Source organism: Streptomyces sp. CC228A, from assembly GCF_021390935.1.
Taxonomy (GTDB): domain Bacteria; phylum Actinomycetota; class Actinomycetes; order Streptomycetales; family Streptomycetaceae; genus Streptomyces.
Genome location: NZ_JAJPUI010000001.1, coordinates 979,969 through 999,289 on the forward strand (window position 1 = coordinate 979,969; position 19,321 = coordinate 999,289).

The following is a 19,321-nucleotide window of genomic DNA, read 5'->3' on the forward strand; positions in this document are numbered from 1 at the left end:
GGGCGCCGCGGACGGGTCGGATGCCCCGGGCGTGGCGGGTGGCACGGGCGTGTCGGGAGCCCCTGGCACCTCGGGCGGCACGGGCGGGTCGGAAGCCCCGGATGTCCCGGCTGTCCCGGGCGTTCGGGGTGCCGTGAATGCCCCGGGCGTCTCGGGTGCCCCAGGTGCCCCAGGTGCCCCAGGTGTGTCGGGTGTCCTGGACGGTTCGGGTGCCCCGGGCGTTGCGGGGGAGGAGGTGGTCATGTCGGCCCGGTCCCTCAGCTGCCGCTCTTCGACGGGTCCTTGAGACCGACCGTCGCGTAGTCGATCTGACCGCCGAAGGACGTGTGGCCGAAGGCGCCCGCGACATTGGTGCCGACAAGCAGCGGCATGCGCTCGCTGACCGCCGGGACGACCGGGGCCTTCCGCAGGATCTCCCCGTCGAGCTCCTGCCACGCCTTGGCGGCCTGCTCGGCGTCGGTCAGCGCGGCGATCTCGTCCATCCGCTGCATGGTCGGCTCGTCCCGGAAGAGGGAGTGGTTGCCGGAGTTGCCCTTCTCCTTGACGTACCGGCCGTCGAAGACGAACGGCAGGAACGTCGACCCCGACGGGTAGTCGGGGCACCAGCCGGTGTACACGAGGTCGGTGCGGTTCTTCGTGTCGCCGATGGTGTCGTAGAACGCGGACGGGTCGACGGTCTCGATGGTGACCTTGATCCCGGCGCGCCCCAGGGACTGCTGGACGGCCTCGCCGACGGCCTTGTCCCCCGTGGACACCGTCACGCTGGTGGCGAACCCGTCGGCCCTGCCCGCCTCCTTGAGCAGCGCCTTGGCCTTCTGCGGGTCGCCGGTGGCCGGGATGCCGAGCACGTCGGGCTGCTTGCCGCCGTCGAAGAGCGAGCCGGGCATCGCCGCGGTGGCGACCTCGTTGAGGGCGGGGCCGCCGGCCGCGGTCAGCAGCGCCTCGCGGTCCAGGGCGTACTGCACGGCCCGGCGCACCCGCACGTCGTCGAAGGGCGCGCGGCCGGTGTGCATCTGGAGCATGTCGACGCAGTTGCTGGACTCGGCCAGCAGCCGCTTCAGCACCTCGGGTCTGGTGAGCACCTTCGGCGTGCTCTCGGGGCGCAGCCTGCTCCACGGCACGGCCGAGGCGTCGGCGCCGGAGGAGGCGATGAGGCGGTCGTCGACCTGACCGCCCTTCAGGCCCATGACGACCTCGATCCGGTCGGGGTACGCCTTGCGCACCTCGTCCGTGGCCGGGTCCCAGTGCGGGTTGCGGACCAGGACGAGCTTCTTGTCCCTGGCGTACGACTCGATCTTGTACGGGCCCGACGAGAAGGGCCGGTTGTCGTACTGCGGGCCCTTGTCCCGCGCCTTGGGGACGGGCGCGAAGGTGGGCAGCACCGTCGCGTAGGGGAACTCCGCGAAGGGCTTGCGCAGTTCGAAGACGATGGTCCGGTCGTCGGGTGTCCTGACGGAGTCCAGGTGCCTGCCTCCGGCGGGCCCCTGGTAGCCCTCGGCGCCGGCGAGGTAGCGGGCGGCGTAGTCGGGTCCGCCGGGCAGGTCCGGGGAGAAGGACCGCTCCACGTTGTACTTGACGTCCTGCGCGGTGACGGGGGTGCCGTCCTCGTACTTGAGCCCCTCCTTGAGCCGGAAGGTCCATGTCCTGGCCCCGTTGGAGGGCGTGCCGAGGTCCTCCGCCAGGTCGGGCACCAGCTCCCCGCCCCCGGCACCCGGCGCGGCCCGGTACGTGACGAGGGTGCGGTACAGGAGCCGTGTGCCGAAGTCCATGTCACCCATGACCCAGTTGCGGGCCGGGTCGAGGTGCGTGAAGTCCTGGTTGGACAGCACGGTGAGGGTCCCGCCCTTCTGCGGGGTGCCGCCGACGACCGCACCGGCGTTGGCCGTCGCGGGGTTGGCGGCGCCGCCCCTGCCGCGGTCGGCGCCGGACGGCGCGCCGCCGGTGCAGGCGGACGCGCCGGCGGTGAGGGACGCCGCGAGCGCGGCGGCGGCGAGGGCGGTACGGGTGCGGGTGCGCATCTGGGTCACTCCGTGGCAGTGGGAACAGCCGCACGGCGATGTACAACCGGGGCTGGAATGTGACCGGTAACATAGTAATGTGAAATTGCACTGACGGGACGTCGGACGACACCTGAGACAGACTGGCCGCCGACACACCCCACCGGAAGGGCTGCCGCGCCAGCCGAAAGGGACCCGATGAACCCGGCCTACGCCACCGCCGACCACACCTTCACCGTCCCCCTCGACCACGCCGACCCCGACGGCCCCGCCATCGAGGTCTTCGCCCGCGAGGTCGCCGACCCCGCCCGCGCCGGCGAGCGCCTCCCCTGGCTGCTGTTCCTCCAGGGCGGCCCGGGCGGCAAGTCCCCCCGGCCCAGCGCCGGTTCACCCGGCTGGCTGGCCCGCGCGGTGAAGACCCACCGGGTGCTCCTGCTCGACCAGCGCGGCACCGGCCGCTCCACCCCGGTCACCGCCCGGGCCGCGTCCCGCTTCCCCTCGGCCGCCGCGCTCGCCGCCCACCTGTCCCACTTCCGCGCCGACGCGATCGTCGACGACGCCGAGCTCATACGCCGCCGGCTCTGCGGCGACGAGCCGTGGGAGACGCTGGGTCAGAGCTACGGCGGCTTCCTCACCCTCACCTACCTCTCCCGGGCCCCGCAGGGACTGCGGGCCTGCTACGTCACCGGCGGCCTGCCGGGCCTCACCGCCACCGCCCAAGAGGTCTACGCCCGCACCTACCCCCGTGTGCGGGACCGCGTCCACGCCCACTACGCCCGCTACCCCGCCGACGCACCCCTCCTGCGGAAGATCGCCGACCTCCTGGACGCCGAGGACGTCCGCCTCCCCGACGGCGACCGCCTCACCACCCGCCGCCTGCGCACCCTCGGACTCGCCCTCGGCATGGGCGACGGCTTCGAACGCCTCCACTGGCTCCTGGACGAGGCGTTCGACCCCGCGGGCGGCCTCAGCGACACCTTCCTCCACCAGGTCGCGGCCCTCACCGGCTTCACCGGCAACCCCCTCTACGGCGTACTCCAGGAGTCCCTGTACGGCCAGGGGGCCGGCCCCACCGGCTGGGCGGCCCACCGCGCGCTCGCCGCGCACCCCGAGTTTGCGGAGGACGCCGATCCGCTGCTGCTCACCGGCGAGATGATGTACCCCTGGATGTTCCGTGACATCGCGGGCCTGCGCCCCTTCGCGGGCGCCGCCGACCTGCTGGCGGAGCGCGCCGACTGGCCGCCGCTGTACGACCCCGCCCGCCTGGCCGCGAACGAGGTCCCGCTGGCCGCGCTCGTCTACCACGACGACATGTACGTGGACGCCGGGCTCTCCCTCGCCACGGCCCGGTCCGTGGGGGCGGCGCGCGTCTGGGTCACCAACGAGTGGGAGCACGACGGTGTGCACGTCTCCGGCGGCCGGGTCCTGTCCCGGCTGATGGACATGGCGGTGGGGCGGGCGTAGCCCGGCGCTCCGGGCCGGGGCGGTCGCCGTCGCCGACGGGCCGGGCGGCCGGGACGCCCGGGCGCGCGGAAGGCGCCAGGGCCGGTGGTGGGTCCGGTGGACAGGGCCCGCCACCGGTGGCGGGCCAGGGCCCGCGTCCCGGGCCCTCGGCCCCAGCGCGGGACCCGAGCCCGAGCCCGTACGGGCCCCCGTGCGGTCAGGTGCCGTCAGTGCCGCGGGTCCGCCGCCGTGCCGGCCCCCACGCCGCGCGGGGCCGCGGGTCCCGGCCCGTACCTGCTCCGTGCCCGTACGGGCCAGCGGGTCCCGCCCCGTACCGGCCTCCGAGCCGTCGGTGCCGTCAGTGCCGCGGGTCCGCCCCCGTACCGGCCCCCGCGCCTCGCGGGCCGCGGGTCACGCCCGTGCCGCCCCTGCGCCTCGCGGGGCCGCGGGTCCGGCCGGGTGCCACCCCTGTGCCGTTCCGGTCCGCGCCCCGCCGGCGGCTCAGTCCGTGCCGAACTCCATGGCGGCGCGGTCCAGCAGCTCGTCCTCGTCCGACGCCTCGCCCCGGGATGCGATGGCCTCGGCGCCGCCCTCCGGCATGCTGCCGATCAGTCCGGTCGCGGCCGCCTGGGCGGCGCCGATCGCCGGGTTCGCGGTGCCGATCAGGCCCAGACCCGCGTACTGCTCCAGCTTGGCCCGCGAGTCGGCGATGTCGAGATTGCGCATCGTGAGCTGGCCGATCCGGTCCGACGGGCCGAACGCGGAGTCCTCGGTGCGCTCCATCGACAGCTTGTCGGGGTGGTAGCTGAACGCGGGGCCCGTGGTGTCGAGGATCGAGTAGTCCTCACCGCGCCGCAGCCGCAGCGTCACCTCACCGGTGACGGCCGCGCCGACCCAGCGCTGCAGCGACTCGCGCACCATCAGCGCCTGCGGGTCCAGCCACCGGCCCTCGTACATGAGCCGGCCGAGGCGGCGCCCCTCGTTGTGGTACTGCGCGAGGGTGTCCTCGTTGTGGATCGCGTTGACCAGCCGCTCGTAGGCCGCGTGCAGCAGGGCCATGCCGGGCGCCTCGTAGATGCCGCGGCTCTTGGCCTCGATGATCCGGTTCTCGATCTGGTCCGACATGCCCAGGCCGTGCCGGCCGCCGATGGCGTTGGCCTCCATCACCAGGTCGACGGCGGAGCCGAACTCCTTGCCGTTGATCGTCACCGGGCGGCCCTGGTCGAAGCCGATCGTGACGTCCTCGGGGGCGATCTCGACCTCCGGGTCCCAGAACCGCACGCCCATGATCGGCTCCACGGTCTCCACGCCGGTGTCCAGGTGCTCCAGGGTCTTCGCCTCGTGGGTGGCGCCCCAGATGTTGGCGTCGGTGGAGTACGCCTTCTCCGTGCTGTCCCGGTAGGGGAGGCCGTGGGCGAGGAGCCACTCCGACATCTCCTTGCGGCCCCCCAGCTCGGTCACGAAGTCCGCGTCCAGCCACGGCTTGTAGATCCGCAGGTGCGGGTTGGCGAGCAGCCCGTACCGGTAGAACCGCTCGATGTCGTTGCCCTTGAAGGTCGAGCCGTCGCCCCAGATCTGCACGTCGTCCTCAAGCATCGCCCGGACCAGCAGGGTGCCCGTGACGGCGCGGCCGAGCGGCGTGGTGTTGAAGTACGCCCGCCCGCCCGAACGGATGTGGAACGCACCGCACGCGAGCGCGGCCAGGCCCTCCTCGACCAGCGCGGCCCGGCAGTCGACCAGGCGCGCGACCTCGGCGCCGTAGGTCTTCGCGCGGCCGGGCACCGAGGCGATGTCGGGTTCGTCGTACTGGCCGATGTCGGCGGTGTACGTGCAGGGGACGGCGCCCTTGTCGCGCATCCACGCGACGGCGACCGAGGTGTCGAGGCCGCCGGAGAAGGCGATGCCGACGCGCTCGCCGGCGGGCAGGGAGGTGAGGACCTTGGACATGTGAAAAGTATGCATGCTGCAGCATGTCTATGCAAAGAGGGGTGGTCGGAGGGCCGGGCGGCGGGGCCGCGGGGGGCTCGGAGCCGTGTCGCCCCGCCCGCGGCCGGGCCGCCCGGCTCAGGCGCTCGCCTTCAGCCCGACCAGCGTCCGCTGCGGCACCCGCGGGGACGACCACGGGGAGTCCTCCGCGGGCTCCGGGCTGAGCAGCCGCACCTGGAGCTCCTTCAGCTCCCTCGACGGTTCGAGGCCCAGCTCGTCGGCCAGCAGCCGCCGCAGGTTCTGGTACGCCTGGAGGGCCTCCGCCCGCCGGCCCGAGGAGCCGAGAGCCGAGATCAGCCGACTGTGGAACCACTCGTTGAGGGGGTAGTCGGTGATCAGCCGGCGCAGCTCCGGAATGGACTCCCGGTGCAGCCCCAGCCGGTCCGCCGCCTCGATGCGGATCTCGTACGCCCGCAGCCGCAGCTCCTCCAGGTGCACGATGTGCCCGCTGAGCACGTCACCCGCCGGGAAGTTCGACAGCGCGGGCCCGCGCCACAGGCCCAGCGCCTGCCGGGCCGTCCGCAGGGCCGCCACGGCGTCCCCGTCGGCCAGCTCGTCGCGCGCCTGCGCCACCAGCCGCTCGAAGACCCTGATGTCGACCTCGTCGTCGTCCACCTGGATGGAGTAGCCCGGCGGGCTGGTGACGATCAGCGAGCGGCCGGGCGCCGCGAGCTCCTCGTTCACGAACATCCGGCGCGCGTGGTACACGTACGTCTGCAGCGTCGTGACCGCGCTGCGCGGCGGACGCTCCCCCCACAGCTCCTGGATGAGGCTGTCCGCCGTGACGATCTCGTTCGGCCGGGTCAGCAGCAGAGCCAGCGTCTGGCAGACCTTCGGGGTGGCGGGACGGTACGTCCTGCCGTCCTCGGTGGCGATCTCGAACGGGCCCATGAGTTTGAAGTACATGCGGAATCGACTCCTCTTCAGAACGGCAGACCGGTCGCGCGGCGCGTCCGTCACGGTCCCGATGAGTCCCTCGTCCACGACCCGGCCCCCCTTCGTGTCTCTCCGGTGGGGCGCCTTACGGGAAAGGCGCCTCACCGGACCCCGCCGTCCAGCCTCCCCGGGCACCCGGTGCGGATCAACGCCCCGGAGTTCAGGGTTCGATCAGATTCCACAGGTGCCGGTCCGCTCCGTCCCAGGCGCGTCAAGTCGGCGTCAAGCGCGCTTCAAGCGGCCTTTGGTAACCGGTCCCTCCCGTCCGTTCTACCGCCGCGCGCCACGTGGCCCACTGGAGTCGGAGTCGTGCCCCTCGCGGACAGGATCCGTCCGCGCCGACCAGTAGCGTGCGCGCATGGCCGGCAACAGCCGCTCCGGCGCCCTGCCCGTGCTCTCCCCGCCCGCCCTCAACCGCGCCACCCTCGCCCGCCGGCTCCTGCTGCACCGCACCCCCATGGCAGCCGCGTCGTCCGGTCCGCGTACCGCAACCGCCCCTGGAAGGGGAACCAGTCGCTGCGGCCTTCCTCGTCGACGGCTTCCTGCCGGCACCTGGCATCCACCCGGCAGCCCGCCGGTGCGTACGGCCTACGGCAGCAGCCCCTCCCGGCGGGCCGCCACCACCGCCTCCCCCCGCGTGTGCGCGCCCAGCTTCCGCATGGCCGAGCGCAGATACGCCTTCACCGTCTCCGTGCGCACCCCCAGCCGCACCGCGGCATCCGCGTTCGTGGCGCCCGTCGCCACCGCCGCCAGGACGTCCAGCTCCCGGGGCGCCAGCACCACCCGGGGCGGGCCGCCCGCCGCGGGCCGCGCGGCCGCCGCGAGCCGGCCGCAGACCGCCAGCAGCTCCGCCCGCAGGGCCGGGTCGGTGATGCGCGGCGCCAGCGCCCGCAGCTCCCCGTGCGCCGACCGCACCGCCTCCCAGGCCCCGCCGCCCCGGCGGCCCCGATGGGCAGCCCGCCGCCCGCGAGCCCGCCGCCCGCGAGGCCGCCGTCCTCGGCCGGACCCGCATCCACCGGCCCACCCGGCGGCGCCGCCCACCGCGCCGCCGCCGCACGCAGCCGCCCCGCCTCGTCCCGCACCACCAGCGCCTGCTCCAGGTCCCGGGCCGCCGCCACCGCGGCGTCCAGCACCCGGTCGCCCAGCGGCTCCGGCCGCCGCAGCGCCCCGTACAGCACCGCCCGCACCCGGCGCCGCACCACCACCGGCACGGCGAGCACCGACCTCAGGCCCTCCGCCGCCACCGGCGCGTCGTACTCGTGGCTGATGTGCCGCGCCTCCGGGTAGTCCGTCACCGCGCACGGCCGGGCCAGCGCGACCGACCGGCCGCCCAGGCCGCCGCCGGGGCGGATCGCCAGCCCGCGCAGCGCCTCCGACGACGTACCGCTCAGCTCCGCGATGCGCAGCAGGGCCCGGGCCGGTCCGCCGTCGCCCAGCAGCCCCCGAAGGCCACCGGCAGCCCCGTGGCCCGGCGCATCCGCAGCAGGGCGGCCCGCAGCTCCGCCGCCTCGCCCGACGGCCCCGCGCCCTGCCCGCCCACTCCGTACCGGTCCGCCACGTCCGCCGCTCCCCGCTCCCGCCCCTCGAACGCCCTCGTCCGCCACACCGGCGCCCGGCGCGCCACCCCCGTCCGGGGGTAGTGAGATCTGCGTCACTGATTACACGATGGCGCGAGCACGTCCCGCAACGAGCGCGCACAAGGAGGACGCAGATGTCGGAACGCGGTACGACCGCGCGGTTCCGGGCCGCCCGGGACTTCCTGCTGCGGCACCGGGAGGACTACGACGCGGCGTACCGGGGCTTCTCCTGGCCGCGGTTCACGCACTTCAACTGGGCCGAGGACTGGTTCGACGCCCTCGCCGCTGGCAACGGCGCCACCGCGCTGCACCTCGTCGAGGAGGACGGCCGCGAGACCCGCGTCTCCTTCGACGCGATGGCAGCCCGCTCCCGGCGCGTCGCCACCTGGCTGCGCGACCAGGGGGTACGGGCCGGCGACCGGATGATCGTGATGCTCGGCAACCAGCCCGAGCTGTGGGAGACCGCACTCGCCGCGATGCGGCTGCGCGCCGTCGTCATCCCCGCCACCCCGCTGCTCGGCCCCGCCGACCTGCGGGACCGCGTCGAGCGCGGCCGGGCCCGGCACGTCGTCGTCCGCGCCGCCGACACCGCCAAGTTCGACGGCGTCCCCGGCGACTACACCCGCATCGCCGTCGGCGGGGCGCAGGCCCCCTGGCGCCCCTACGAGGAGGCGTACGGCGCCGACGACCGGTTCGTCCCCGACGGACCCACCCGCGCCGACGACCCGCTCCTGCTCTACTTCACCTCCGGGACCACCGCCCGCCCCAAACTCGTGGAGCACACCCACACCTCGTACCCCGTCGGCCACCTGGCCACCATGTACTGGACCGGCCTCAGGCCCGGCGACGTCCACCTCAACATCTCCTCGCCCGGCTGGGCCAAGCACGCCTGGTCGAACCTCTTCGCGCCCTGGAACGCCGAGGCCACCGTCTTCGTCCACTCCTACACGCGCTTCGACCCCGCCCGCCTCATGGCCGAGATGGACCGGCACGGCGTCACGAGCTTCTGCGCCCCGCCCACCGTCTGGCGCATGCTCATCCAGGCCGACCTGACCGCGCTGCGCACCCCGCCCCGCGAGGTCCTCGCGGCCGGCGAGCCCCTCAACCCCGAGGTCATCGCCGCCGTGCGGCGCGCCTGGGGCGTCACCATCCGGGACGGCTTCGGCCAGACCGAGACGGCCGTCCAGATCGCCAACACGCCCGGACAGCCCCTGAAACCCGGCTCCATGGGCCGCCCGAGCCCCGGGTTCCGCGTGGAGCTGCTCGACCCGGTGACCGGGCGGCCCGGTGCGGAGGAGGGCGAGATCGCCCTCGACCTGTCGGCCCGCCCGGTGGGCGTGATGACCGGCTACCACGGCGACCCGGAGCGCACCGCCGTGTCGATGGCGGACGGCTACTACCGGACCGGCGACATCGGCCGCCGGGACGACGAGGGATACGTCTTCTTCGTCGGCCGGAACGACGACGTCTTCAAAGCCAGCGACTACAAGATCAGCCCGTTCGAGCTGGAAAGCGCCCTCCTGGAGCACGAGGCGGTCGCCGAGGCCGCCGTCGTGCCCGCGCCCGACCCCGTGCGGCTGTCCGTGCCCAAGGCGTACGTCGTCCTCGCCGACGGCTGGGAGCCGGGCCCCGGCACCGCCAAGGCGCTGTTCGCGCACGCGCGGGCGGTCCTCGCGCCGTACCAGCGGATCCGCCGCATCGAGTTCGCCGACCTGCCCAAGACCGTCTCCGGCAAGATCCGCCGCGTCGAGCTGCGCGAGCGGACCGCCGCCGGATCGTCCGCCGAGTACCGCGAGGAGGAGCTGTGACCGGTCAGCTGCCGTACGCCCACGGACACCGCGAGGACGCAGCGGTGGCCGGGCAGCCGTCGGGCGGCCACGAGTACTGCGAGGAGGCAGCGGCGGCCGGGCAGCTGTCGTACGCCCACGGGACGGGTGGCACGCCCCTGCTCGGCGACACCGTCGGCGCGGACCTCGCCCGCACCGTGGCGCGGTTCCCCGACCGGGAGGCCCTCGTCGACGTGCCGTCCGGCCGCCGCTGGACGTACGCCGCGTTCGGCGCCGCCGTGGACGAGCTGGCCCGCGCCCTGCTGGCCTCCGGCATCGCCAAAGGCGACCGGGTCGGCATCTGGGCGGTCAACTGCCCGGAGTGGGTGCTGCTCCAGTACGCCACGGCCCGCGTCGGCGCCGTCCTGGTGAACGTCAACCCGGCCTACCGCGCACACGAGTTGGCGTACGTCCTCGACCAGGCGGGCGTCTCGCTGCTCGTCGCGTCCCTGGCCCACAAGTCCACCGACTACCGGGCTCTCGTGGAGCAGGTGCGCGGGGAGTGCCCGGCGCTGCGGGAGGTGTTCCACATCGGCGACGGGAGCTGGGGCGCGCTCACCGCCCGGGCGGCGGACGCCACCGCGGAGGACCTGGCCGCGCGGGAGGCGGAGCTGTCCTGCGACGACCCCGTCAACATCCAGTACACCTCCGGCACCACCGGCTTCCCGAAGGGCGCCACCCTCTCCCACCACAACATCCTCAACAACGGCTATTTCGTGGGGGAGACCCTCGGCTACGGCCCGGACGACCGGATCTGCCTGCCGGTGCCCTTCTACCACTGCTTCGGCATGGTCATGGGAAACCTCGCCGCCACCTCGCACGGCGCCTGCGTCGTGCTCCCCGCCCCGTCCTTCGACCCGGCCGCGACGCTGCGCGCCGTCGAGCAGGAGCGCTGCACCTCCCTGTACGGGGTGCCGACGATGTTCATCGCCGAACTGAACCTGCCGGACTTCGGCTCGTACGACCTGACGTCCCTGCGCACCGGGATCATGGCGGGCTCGTCGTGCCCGGTGGAGGTGATGAAGCGGGTGGTCGCCGAGATGCACATGGCGGAGGTGTCCATCTGCTACGGCATGACGGAGACCTCCCCCGTCTCCACCCAGACCCGCCGCGGAGACGACCTGGAACGCCGCACCGGGACCGTCGGCCGCGTCCTGCCGCACGTCGAGGTCAAGGTCGTGGACCCGGTGCGCGGGACGACGCTGCCGCGCGGGGAGGCGGGCGAGCTGTGCACCCGCGGCTACGGCGTGATGCTGGGCTACTGGAACGAGCCGGAGCGGACGGCGGAGGCCGTCGACGCGGGCCGGTGGATGCACACCGGGGACCTGGCGGTGATGCGGGAGGACGGGTACGTCCAGATCGTCGGACGGATCAAGGACATGATCATCCGGGGTGGCGAGAACGTGTACCCCCGGGAGATCGAGGAGTTCCTCCACGGCCACCCGAAGATCGCGGACGTGCAGGTCGTCGGGGTGCCGGACGAGCGGTACGGCGAGGAGGTGCTGGCCTGCGTCGTCCCGCGCGACCCGGCCGACCCGCCGACGCGCGAGGAACTGGCGGACTTCTGCCGCGGCAGGCTGGCGCACTACAAGGTCCCGCGCCGCGTCGAGGTCATGGACGCCTTCCCGATGACGGTCAGCGGAAAGGTGCGGAAGGTGGAGCTGCGCGAGCGGTACGGCACGCCGCGGACGGCATAGCGGCCGGTGCGCTCCCGCTCTCCGAGCCGCCTCCGAGCAGCGGCGGGGCGTACCGCCACGACCGGACGGCGGCAAGCGGCCGACGCGGCCCGGGGCGGCCGGGCGCGGTGGGGGTCTCATGCGGCGCGCCGGCGAGGAAGCGGCCGGGCGCCCCTGCCGCGGCGACCGGCCGGGCGGAGGCGGGGGTGCGGCGCCTCGCCCGGGCTTGCGGGCCCGGCGCACCGCGGAGGAGCGGTCACGGGGGCGGCGGCCGCGCCGGTCGCGCGCCGCGGCGGCCGGGCGGGCCGCGTGGGGCGCCTCACCGGGCCTGCGGCAGGGGGCGTCGCATGCAGACGCGGGGCCAGTGGTCCAGGCCGTGCGCCGCCTCCGCCCGTCGGATGGCCCGCAGCCCCGCGGTGAGCTCCGTGTCGTCGAGGGCGCGGAAGCCGAGCCGGACGTAGTACGGGGCGTTCCACGGCACGTCCCGGAACGTCGTCAGGGTCAGGGCCGGGAGGCGCAGCGCGGCGGCGCGCTCCGCGAGGTCCTCGATGAGGGCGCGCCCCAGGCCGCGGCGGGCCGCGTCCGGGTGGACGGACACCTGCTCGATGTGGGCGGCGCCGTCCACCTCGTCCCACACGAGGTACGCGACGGGGCGCCCGTCCCGGCCCGCCGCGACCCGCGCCCGGCCGGCGGCGCGGTAGCGCTCCAGGTCCTCCGGCGGGGGCGGGTCGTCGTCCGCGACGGCGGCCATGCCGAGCGCGCGGAACGGCTCCCCGGCCGCCCGTTCGAGGTCCTGGAGGCGCGGCAGGTCCTCCGGCAGGGCCGGGCGGATGCGGATGTCCACGGCAGGCCTCATGCCCCGAGCGCGACGAGCTCGCGGCCCGGGGTGTTCACCGGCTGCGGCGCGCCCGCGAGGTCCATCACGAAAAGAGGCAGGCCGACGCTTTCTGCCCGGGCCCGGGCCTGCGCCTCGTAGCCGGCGAGGGAGAAGCAGACCGCCGTCGACGCGGCGGCGAGGCCCTCCAGCCACAGGCACTCCACGGCCCGCAGGGCGACCGGCCGGGTCGTCGGGTCGACCTGGGCCATCAGCCCCGGCGCGCGCAGTTCCACGGCGGGCGCCGGCAGGGAGGGGCGGCGCTCCTCGGGTTGCGCCACGTCCCGGAAGCCGAGCCACCGCAGGTACAGCGCGGCCGCCGTCACCACGTCGCGTGCCGTGCGGATGGTGACGGGGTGGAACGGCGGGCGCTCGGCGGCGGGCTGCGGGGGCGGCGCGGCGGCACGCACCGGGGACGTGCCGGTGGCGGAGGCGGTCGTCGACTCGGGGGCCGGAGCGGAACGGGCGCGAGGCGGCGCCGTCGCCGCCGTGACGGGCCGCACAGGGATGCGCAGCACGGTCCCGCAGGGGCAGCCCAGCTCGGGCTGCGGCCACTGGGTCTGCTGCCCGCAGGCCGCGCAGCGGACCGTCACCCACTCGTCGTTCCAGGTCCGGTGGGTGATCGGCTCGGCGGGCGCGCCCCGCATGAGGGGCGGGGTGACGGGGGCTCCGCAGGCGCAGGGGTAGTGGGTCGGTGTGTACGGGTGCGTGCGGCGGCAGACCGGGCAGCGCACCGGCACGTTGTCTCCCACGTCGGATCGGCCTCTCTCTCGGCTGTCCCTGACCACGGGCCCCCGGATCCGCGGAAGGCCCCGGCTCCTCGCACGCGGCCGCCCGGTCGGCGGCCCCTCCCGTGCCCTGCACGGGCCGTGTCGGGGCCCGCTGCCGGTTCCCGTTCCCCGGCGTGATCCATCGTCCCCCACCGGCCGGGGGCGGGGGGAGGCATTCGGCCGCATTCGGCCATCCCTTGACGGGCTCCGGGACCCGCCCCTACATTGCTTCCGTATAACAGAAACAGACTTCCGTATAGCGGAAGTGACACACGGATCGCAGCTCTCAGGTCGGCGCGACAGAGCCCGCATCCGCCAGGCCGAAGCAGGAGCATCCATGCCTCGAATGACCGCCGCCCGAGCGGCAGTTGAGATCCTCAAGCGCGAAGGCGTCACCAACGCGTTCGGTGTGCCGGGCGCGGCGATCAACCCCTTCTACAAGGCCCTCAAGGAGGGCGGCGGCATCGCCCACACCCTCGCCCGCCACGTCGAGGGCGCCTCGCACATGGCCGAGGGCTACACCCGCGCCAAGGCGGGGAACATCGGCGTGTGCATCGGCACCTCCGGCCCCGCCGGCACGGACATGATCACCGGTCTGTACTCCGCCATCGCCGACTCGATCCCGATCCTCTGCATCACCGGCCAGGCGCCGGTCTCGAAGCTCCACAAGGAGGACTTCCAGGCCGTCGACATCGCCTCCATCGCGGGACCGGTCACCAAGGCGGCCACGACCGTCCTGGAGGCCGCCCAGGTCCCCGGCGTCTTCCAGCAGGCCTTCCACCTGATGCGCTCCGGCCGCCCCGGCCCGGTCCTCATCGACCTGCCGATCGACGTGCAGCAGACCGAGATCGAGTTCGACCCGGAGACCTACGAGCCGCTGCCGGCCTACAAGCCGCAGGCGACCCGCGCCCAGGCCGAGAAGGCCATCGGGCTGCTGCTGGAGTCCGAGCGCCCGCTGATCGTCGCCGGCGGCGGCATCATCAACGCCGACGCCTCGGACCTGCTCGTCGAGTTCGCCGAGCTCACCGGCGTCCCGGTCATCTCCACCCTGATGGGCTGGGGCACCATCCCCGACGACCACGAGCTGAGCGCGGGCATGGTCGGCGTCCAGACCTCGCACCGCTACGGCAACGCGACCTTCCTGGAGTCCGACTTCGTCCTCGGCATCGGCAACCGCTGGGCGAACCGCCACACCGGCTACAACCTGGACGCCTACACCAAGGGCCGGAAGTTCGTCCACGTCGACATCGAGCCCACCCAGCTCGGCAAGATCTTCGCCCCGGACTACGGCATCGCCTCCGACGCCCGGGCCGCGCTGGAACTCTTCATCGAGGTCGCCAAGGAGCTCAAGGCGGCGGGACGGCTGCCCGACTTCGGCGCGTGGGCCGCCTCCGCCCAGGAGCGCAAGGCCACGCTGCAGCGGCGCACGCACTTCGACAACATCCCGATCAAGCCGCAGCGCGTCTACGAGGAGATGAACAGGGCGTTCGGCCCGGAGACCCGCTACGTCACCACGATCGGCCTCTCCCAGATCGCCGCCGCCCAGTTCCTCCACGTCTACCGGCCGCGCCACTGGGTCAACTGTGGCCAGGCCGGGCCGCTCGGCTGGACGATCCCGGCCGCCATCGGCGCCGCCACCGCGGACCCGGACACCCCCGTCGTCGCGCTGTCCGGCGACTACGACTTCCAGTTCATGATCGAGGAGCTGGCGGTCGCCGCCCAGCACAAGGTCCCCTACGTCCACGTCCTGGTGAACAACGCGTACCTCGGACTGATCCGCCAGGCGCAGATCGGCCTGGACATCAACTTCCAGGTCAACCTGGAGTTCGAGAACATCAACACCCCGGAGCTGGGCGTCTACGGCGTCGACCACGTCAAGGTCGCCGAGGGCCTCGGCGTCAAGGCGATCCGCGTCGAGGACCCGGAGAAGCTGGGCGAGGCCTTCGAGGAGGCCAAGAAGCTGGCCCAGGAGTTCCAGGTCCCGGTCGTCGTCGAGGCGATCCTGGAGCGCGTCACCAACATCTCCATGAGCAAGACGGTCGACATGAGCGACGTCACCGAGTTCGAGGAGCTCGCCACCGAGCCGGGCCACGCCCCCACGGCGATCCGCCCGCTCGCCTGATCCACCCGCAGGGGAGCAGCAGCGGCCCCCGCCCCGGACACCACCGGGGCGGGGGCCGCTGCGCGTCCCCGGACCCGCGGACGGCCGCACGGCGGAGGACCCGGAGGCCCGGTCATGCGCGTGCCCGCGGGCGGTCATGCGCGGCGGCTGGGCGGGTAGCCGTCAGGTATGGCAGACATCGTCGACGCGGGAGAGCTGCTGCGCCGCCTGAGGGTCGCCCGGGACTGGGCCCAGGCCGAGGAGGAGCACGCTTCGGACGAGGTGGCGGAGACGGCTTTCCGTGCCATCCGGATGGTCCTGGACAAGCTCGTCGACCCGACGCGGCCGGTCAGCCACTGAGTCTTCCCCCACCTGCTTCGGTAGTCGTAGTGGGGGACAGCGTGGCGAAGCCCCTGGTAGATGGGTTTTCGACCAAGAGAACCCGCGCCACCAGAGGCTCCACGTGCTTGTCCCCCCGTCGGGCGCCGACGTGTCCGGCTCCGCACTCCGCTTCCTCACGCAGCAGCTGCGGCGCGACCGCCGCGCGATCGGCTCCCGGTGGCGGAGCCTCAGCCGTATGCCACCGACTGCGCACGAGAGAATGCAGTGCTGAGCTGCGTAGATTGCCTGACCCTGGCAATGATCTTCAGCGTGAGCTCATGCCACGATGCCTCCCGACGTGACGGAAAGCGGCCGGTCGCGGCCCGGGAGCAGGGGGCATGGGGATGACGGAACGGACACCAGGGGCGGCCCGCGCGGGGAGACCTCAGCTGCTCGTGGTGTTCGGTCTCCTGCTCGTGCTGGTCGCGGGCGTGCTGTTCGTCGTCGTATCGGACGTGCTGGCAGACCAGCGCGCATACGTCGCTGCGCCCGCTTGTCCGGGCGGCACGCGCGGGGACTCGTGCACAACGACGGTTCCGGCGACCGTTGTCGGCAGGGAAGACGTGTCCAGCGGCAGGAGAGTCCACCGCTGGCTCCGGCTGACCGAGCAGGGCTCGCACGTCGTGCAGCGGGTGCGGATGGCCGGACGCTCGCCGGTGTACGGCGCAGTGAGCGCCGGTGACGAGGTGGAGGTGACCTACTGGCGGGGTGAGATCCACACCGTGCGGTTCGGCGCCGCTGCCCAGGTGTCCTGGGCGTCGCCGGCCAACGCATGGCGATTTCCGATGGGCTTCGCTCTCATGCTGCTGCCCTGGGGGCTCAGCATGCTCTGGGCCGGCTGGTGGTTCCCCCGCCGCTCCGCCGCCGCAGCGTCCATGGCTCCCTGGCAGGTCTCCGTGGGGTTCGCGGGAGGTGCCACCCTGGGCTGTGTCGGCTTTGTAGCGAGCATGACCGCAGGCGGCGCACCGGACGCGCTCTTGGTCACGGCAGTCGGCATGGTGCCGTCCGCGATCGTGGGCGGCCTGTTCGCGTGGTGGCTGCTGCGGCGCGAGAAGCACGCGGCGGACACCAGCGGCATCCTTCCGGTTCTGCCCACGGAGAGACGGTGCGTGGACGCGGCCGTATACGGAGACGTCTCCTACAGCGTGGACGGCTTCGACCACCTGGTGGTGGGAGACGGGCCGTTGTCGGCCACACCTGACCCCGCCGGGCGCGTCGCCCGGAGGGCACTGCCGGAGACGCTGACCGTGCAACGCCTCCGATCCCTGCGGCCCCAGGACCCAGCCGGCTGGTACAGCGTCTACGGACACGACGGTGTCGTCATCGAATGCCGGGACGGAGACCACACAGTCCTCATCGCGACCAGGCGGCGTCACGCACCGGTGATCCTCGGCGCCCTGCACGCGGCGTGCCGGTAGGCGTCCGGTCGCGCGCCAGAGGCGGAGAAGCCGGGGACGACCACCGGTTCGCCCTGGATCGGCCGGTCGCAGTGCACGCAGTACGGCCTCCCGCCCGGGGTCATGCCTGTGCCCCTCTGTGGCAGGAGCAGGTGCAGCGGATCGAGAACAGCGGCCGCTCACCCGGGCGCGGCCGGTCGGTGGCGTACACGTCCTGCGGGTGGCACTGGCCGTGCTCGCCGAGCTCGCACTCACCGGTCCGGCCGGCCCGCTCGGCGTCCACCCGCACCTGCTCCAGCGTCCGCGCGGTCACCGGCTGCTCCTGGCGGTGCGGCAGTCGCGGCAGGCGCGGGGTGCCCACACGACCCGGACGCCGGGCGCGGCCCGGTGGCGGTGCCGCCGAGGGACACCGCGGTCCCTGGTCGGAGTTCCGTGCCGCAGAACGCGCAGTCCAGGCCGTACCGCTGGAGGCCGGTGAGCGTCTCATAGGCGGGGAGCGGCACGGCGGCCGTGGGGGCGGTCATCCGCCGTACCTCGCGGTGTGGCAGCGCACGCAGACCCGCAGCGGGAACCGGCGCGGCAGCGGCCGTGCGGTGGCAGCGGTCAGTTCCACGGCGCAGTCGGCGCACTGCCGACCGCGGCGCTGCCGTTCGGTCAGCGGGGTCTGCGGTGGCCCGGCCAGGGCCGGCGCGGCGAGCCACGTGGCGGGCGGGCCCGAGGGCGGCGGCACGGTCATCGGGCCGCCGCCTTCCGCATGCGGCGGCAGGTCGGGCAGGCGCACGGCGGGAACGCGCTGCCGAAGGGCGGCAGCCGCTCCTCGTCCCCGCGGATCTCGCGCTTCTTCCGGATCAGGGTGGTGGTGCCGTCGGGCTGCACCCGGTACACCGTCATCGTCATCACGGGCCACCCCCCCCGTCAGTGTCAGTACGTGGTGGGTCTGATATAGACGGTAGGAGCGGCCCGTGCGGGCAGAGGGTAGGAATCCGTACCCCTGCCCTGAGGCGGCGTCAGGCCGCGAGCATGCCCACCTTCACCGCCAGATCCGACGCACGACGGCGCCGGGCAGCAACCCGGGACTCCGCTTCCTCCAGGATGATGCGCCGGGCATAGCCGTTGTAGCGGATCGTCTCCGGCGCCGCCTCGTGCGCCTGGGCCAGCGTCGCGATCGCCACGTCCGGCTGACCGTCGAGCTGGTACCCGCGCGCCTCCTCGATCCGGTGCCGCGCCCGCCGCGGACGGGACGGGATCGTCGCGGCGTCCGCCCGTGCCGCCTGCCGCACGGACTCCGGGCCCGCGTGCAGCTCGACCGCCACCGTCACCGCGTGCGCGCCCATGACGGCCCGGGAGAACGACGTCACCGGGTGGAAGTAGTCGTCGGGGAGCCGCTCGGCCATCTCCCGCGCGGTGTCCCAGTACCGCCAGGCCGTGCCGGTCTCGCCCCGCCGCGCCGCTGTGTACCCCGCCTCGAACCGGAGGGCCCCGGCGATGGCCAGTACGTCGTCGGTGGCGTCGGGCAGCAGCGGTTCCAGGAAGGCCAGGGTGTCCCGGTTCACGGCGTCGGCGGCGTCGAGGTGGCTCGCCCCGGAGTCCCGGTGCGCCTGCGTCATGAGCCACGCGGACACGCCGATCGTGTGGGGGTCCTCGGACTGCTGTGCGGCGACCATGCTGCGCTCGGCCACCCGCCACAGGAGGCTGCTGTCGGGCTGGTACGCCACGAAGAACTGGCAGAGGCTGTACACCTCCGCGAGGACGGACTGCGCCGCCCGCCAGCCCGCGGGGTGCTCGGCCTGCCGTACGGCGAGCTGCGCGTCGCGGATCAGGTCCGGCAGGAGCGCGCCGATCACCTCTCGGTGGTGCGCTGCGGAGTGCCGGGCCGCCCACGCGCGGGACAGCCGGGCACGTAGGTGCTCGGTCGGCGGGGCCTGGTGGGTCGTCGTCAGCGGGTAGGCGTCGACGGCTGCGCGCACGGCAGCCAGCCGCGGATGGCCGGGGCCGATGAAGAGGTCGACGTGCATGTCGGGGCGGCCCGTCAGGTCGGCGAGATCGCGGACGCGCAGGGCCTCCGCGACGCGCAGGACGGTGTCGATGCCGGGGGCGTGGATCTGGCCCTTCTCGACCTTCTTCACCCACTCGGGGGAGCGGCCGAGCAGGCCGGCGAGCACGACCCTGCTCATGCCGCGGCGTTCGCGGAGGATCTGCATCCTCTGCCCGAAGGCCATCGGGTCGGTGTACGGGTCCGGGGTGGCATCAGATGACACGGCCTTGCCCTTCTCTGTGCAGCTCGTCGCTCACAGGGTAGGGGGCAAGGCCGTGTCGCCGTAGTGCTCTTGGGCATGACGAAACCGCCCCCGACACCC

Annotated in this window: 15 protein-coding genes and 1 pseudogene; 6 read left to right on the forward strand and 10 right to left on the reverse strand. The window is 73.9% G+C overall.

Annotation, left to right across the window (positions count from 1 at the left end; genetic code table 11):
* Positions 1-257: 257 nt before the first annotated feature.
* Positions 258-2,018 carry an ABC transporter substrate-binding protein gene (locus L6E17_RS04345; RefSeq protein ID WP_236239395.1) on the reverse strand — a complete coding sequence of 587 codons (1,761 nt, stop codon included), beginning with the start codon at positions 2,016-2,018 and terminating at the stop codon, positions 258-260.
* 177 nt (positions 2,019-2,195) lie between these two features.
* Between L6E17_RS04345 and L6E17_RS04350 the strand changes: the two genes are divergently transcribed.
* The gene (locus L6E17_RS04350) at positions 2,196-3,461 is read left to right on the forward strand and encodes an alpha/beta fold hydrolase (RefSeq protein ID WP_236239396.1); all 1,266 of its coding nucleotides are present in this window, start codon (positions 2,196-2,198) and stop codon (positions 3,459-3,461) included.
* A gap of 480 nt (positions 3,462-3,941) precedes the next feature.
* Here the strand turns inward: L6E17_RS04350 and argG are convergent, their stop codons facing one another.
* The 3 genes and pseudogenes from argG to L6E17_RS04365 all read right to left on the reverse strand — a co-directional run bounded on the left by argG (position 3,942) and on the right by L6E17_RS04365 (position 7,839).
* Positions 3,942-5,387: an argininosuccinate synthase gene (gene argG, locus L6E17_RS04355; protein ID WP_236239397.1), complete on the reverse strand. Its 1,446-nt coding sequence runs from the start codon at positions 5,385-5,387 to the stop codon at positions 3,942-3,944.
* A gap of 117 nt (positions 5,388-5,504) precedes the next feature.
* On the reverse strand, positions 5,505-6,332 hold the full coding sequence (locus L6E17_RS04360; protein WP_236239398.1) for an AfsR/SARP family transcriptional regulator: 828 nt from the start codon (positions 6,330-6,332) through the stop codon (positions 5,505-5,507).
* 618 nt (positions 6,333-6,950) lie between these two features.
* Positions 6,951-7,839: pseudogene (locus L6E17_RS04365) on the reverse strand (response regulator transcription factor).
* A 234-nt stretch (positions 7,840-8,073) separates the two neighbouring features.
* Here L6E17_RS04365 and L6E17_RS04370 point away from each other — a divergent pair.
* Together L6E17_RS04370 and L6E17_RS04375 are read left to right on the forward strand one after the other, a co-directional pair.
* Positions 8,074-9,747: an AMP-binding protein gene (locus L6E17_RS04370; protein ID WP_236239399.1), complete on the forward strand. Its 1,674-nt coding sequence runs from the start codon at positions 8,074-8,076 to the stop codon at positions 9,745-9,747.
* Positions 9,748-9,791: 44 nt separating this feature from the next.
* The gene (locus L6E17_RS04375) at positions 9,792-11,462 is read left to right on the forward strand and encodes an AMP-binding protein (protein ID WP_236239654.1); all 1,671 of its coding nucleotides are present in this window, start codon (positions 9,792-9,794) and stop codon (positions 11,460-11,462) included.
* 298 nt (positions 11,463-11,760) lie between these two features.
* On the opposite strand, the gene L6E17_RS04380 is transcribed toward L6E17_RS04375, so the two are convergent.
* Together L6E17_RS04380 and L6E17_RS04385 are read right to left on the reverse strand one after the other, a co-directional pair.
* Positions 11,761-12,279 carry a GNAT family N-acetyltransferase gene (locus L6E17_RS04380; protein WP_236239655.1) on the reverse strand — a complete coding sequence of 173 codons (519 nt, stop codon included), beginning with the start codon at positions 12,277-12,279 and terminating at the stop codon, positions 11,761-11,763.
* A gap of 14 nt (positions 12,280-12,293) precedes the next feature.
* A complete protein-coding gene (locus tag L6E17_RS04385; RefSeq protein WP_236239400.1) occupies positions 12,294-13,067 on the reverse strand; it encodes a hypothetical protein in 774 nt (257 codons plus the stop codon).
* Between the two features lie 355 nt (positions 13,068-13,422).
* On the opposite strand from L6E17_RS04385, the gene gcl reads away from it, so the two are divergent.
* The 3 genes from gcl to L6E17_RS04405 all read left to right on the forward strand — a co-directional run bounded on the left by gcl (position 13,423) and on the right by L6E17_RS04405 (position 16,985).
* Positions 13,423-15,207, forward strand: a complete 1,785-nt coding sequence (gene gcl / locus L6E17_RS04390) for a glyoxylate carboligase (RefSeq protein WP_236239401.1) — start codon at positions 13,423-13,425, stop codon at positions 15,205-15,207.
* Between the two features lie 168 nt (positions 15,208-15,375).
* Positions 15,376-15,546, forward strand: coding sequence for a hypothetical protein (locus tag L6E17_RS04395; RefSeq protein ID WP_236239402.1), 171 nt, complete (start codon positions 15,376-15,378; stop codon positions 15,544-15,546).
* A 416-nt stretch (positions 15,547-15,962) separates the two neighbouring features.
* On the forward strand, positions 15,963-16,985 hold the full coding sequence (locus L6E17_RS04405) for a hypothetical protein (protein WP_236239403.1): 1,023 nt from the start codon (positions 15,963-15,965) through the stop codon (positions 16,983-16,985).
* 100 nt (positions 16,986-17,085) lie between these two features.
* Here L6E17_RS04405 and L6E17_RS04410 read toward each other — a convergent pair whose 3' ends face one another.
* The 4 genes from L6E17_RS04410 to L6E17_RS04425 all read right to left on the reverse strand — a co-directional run bounded on the left by L6E17_RS04410 (position 17,086) and on the right by L6E17_RS04425 (position 19,222).
* Positions 17,086-17,277, reverse strand: coding sequence for a hypothetical protein (locus L6E17_RS04410; protein ID WP_236239404.1), 192 nt, complete (start codon positions 17,275-17,277; stop codon positions 17,086-17,088).
* A gap of 207 nt (positions 17,278-17,484) precedes the next feature.
* Positions 17,485-17,700, reverse strand: coding sequence for a hypothetical protein (locus L6E17_RS04415; protein ID WP_236239405.1), 216 nt, complete (start codon positions 17,698-17,700; stop codon positions 17,485-17,487).
* The gene (locus L6E17_RS04420; protein WP_236239406.1) at positions 17,697-17,861 is read right to left on the reverse strand and encodes a hypothetical protein; all 165 of its coding nucleotides are present in this window, start codon (positions 17,859-17,861) and stop codon (positions 17,697-17,699) included. The genes L6E17_RS04415 and L6E17_RS04420 overlap by 4 nt, the downstream gene beginning before the upstream one ends.
* Positions 17,862-17,971: 110 nt before the next feature.
* Entirely contained in the window at positions 17,972-19,222 is a 1,251-nt protein-coding gene (locus L6E17_RS04425) for a helix-turn-helix domain-containing protein (protein ID WP_236239407.1), read from the reverse strand.
* Between the last annotated feature and the right edge of the window lie 99 nt (positions 19,223-19,321).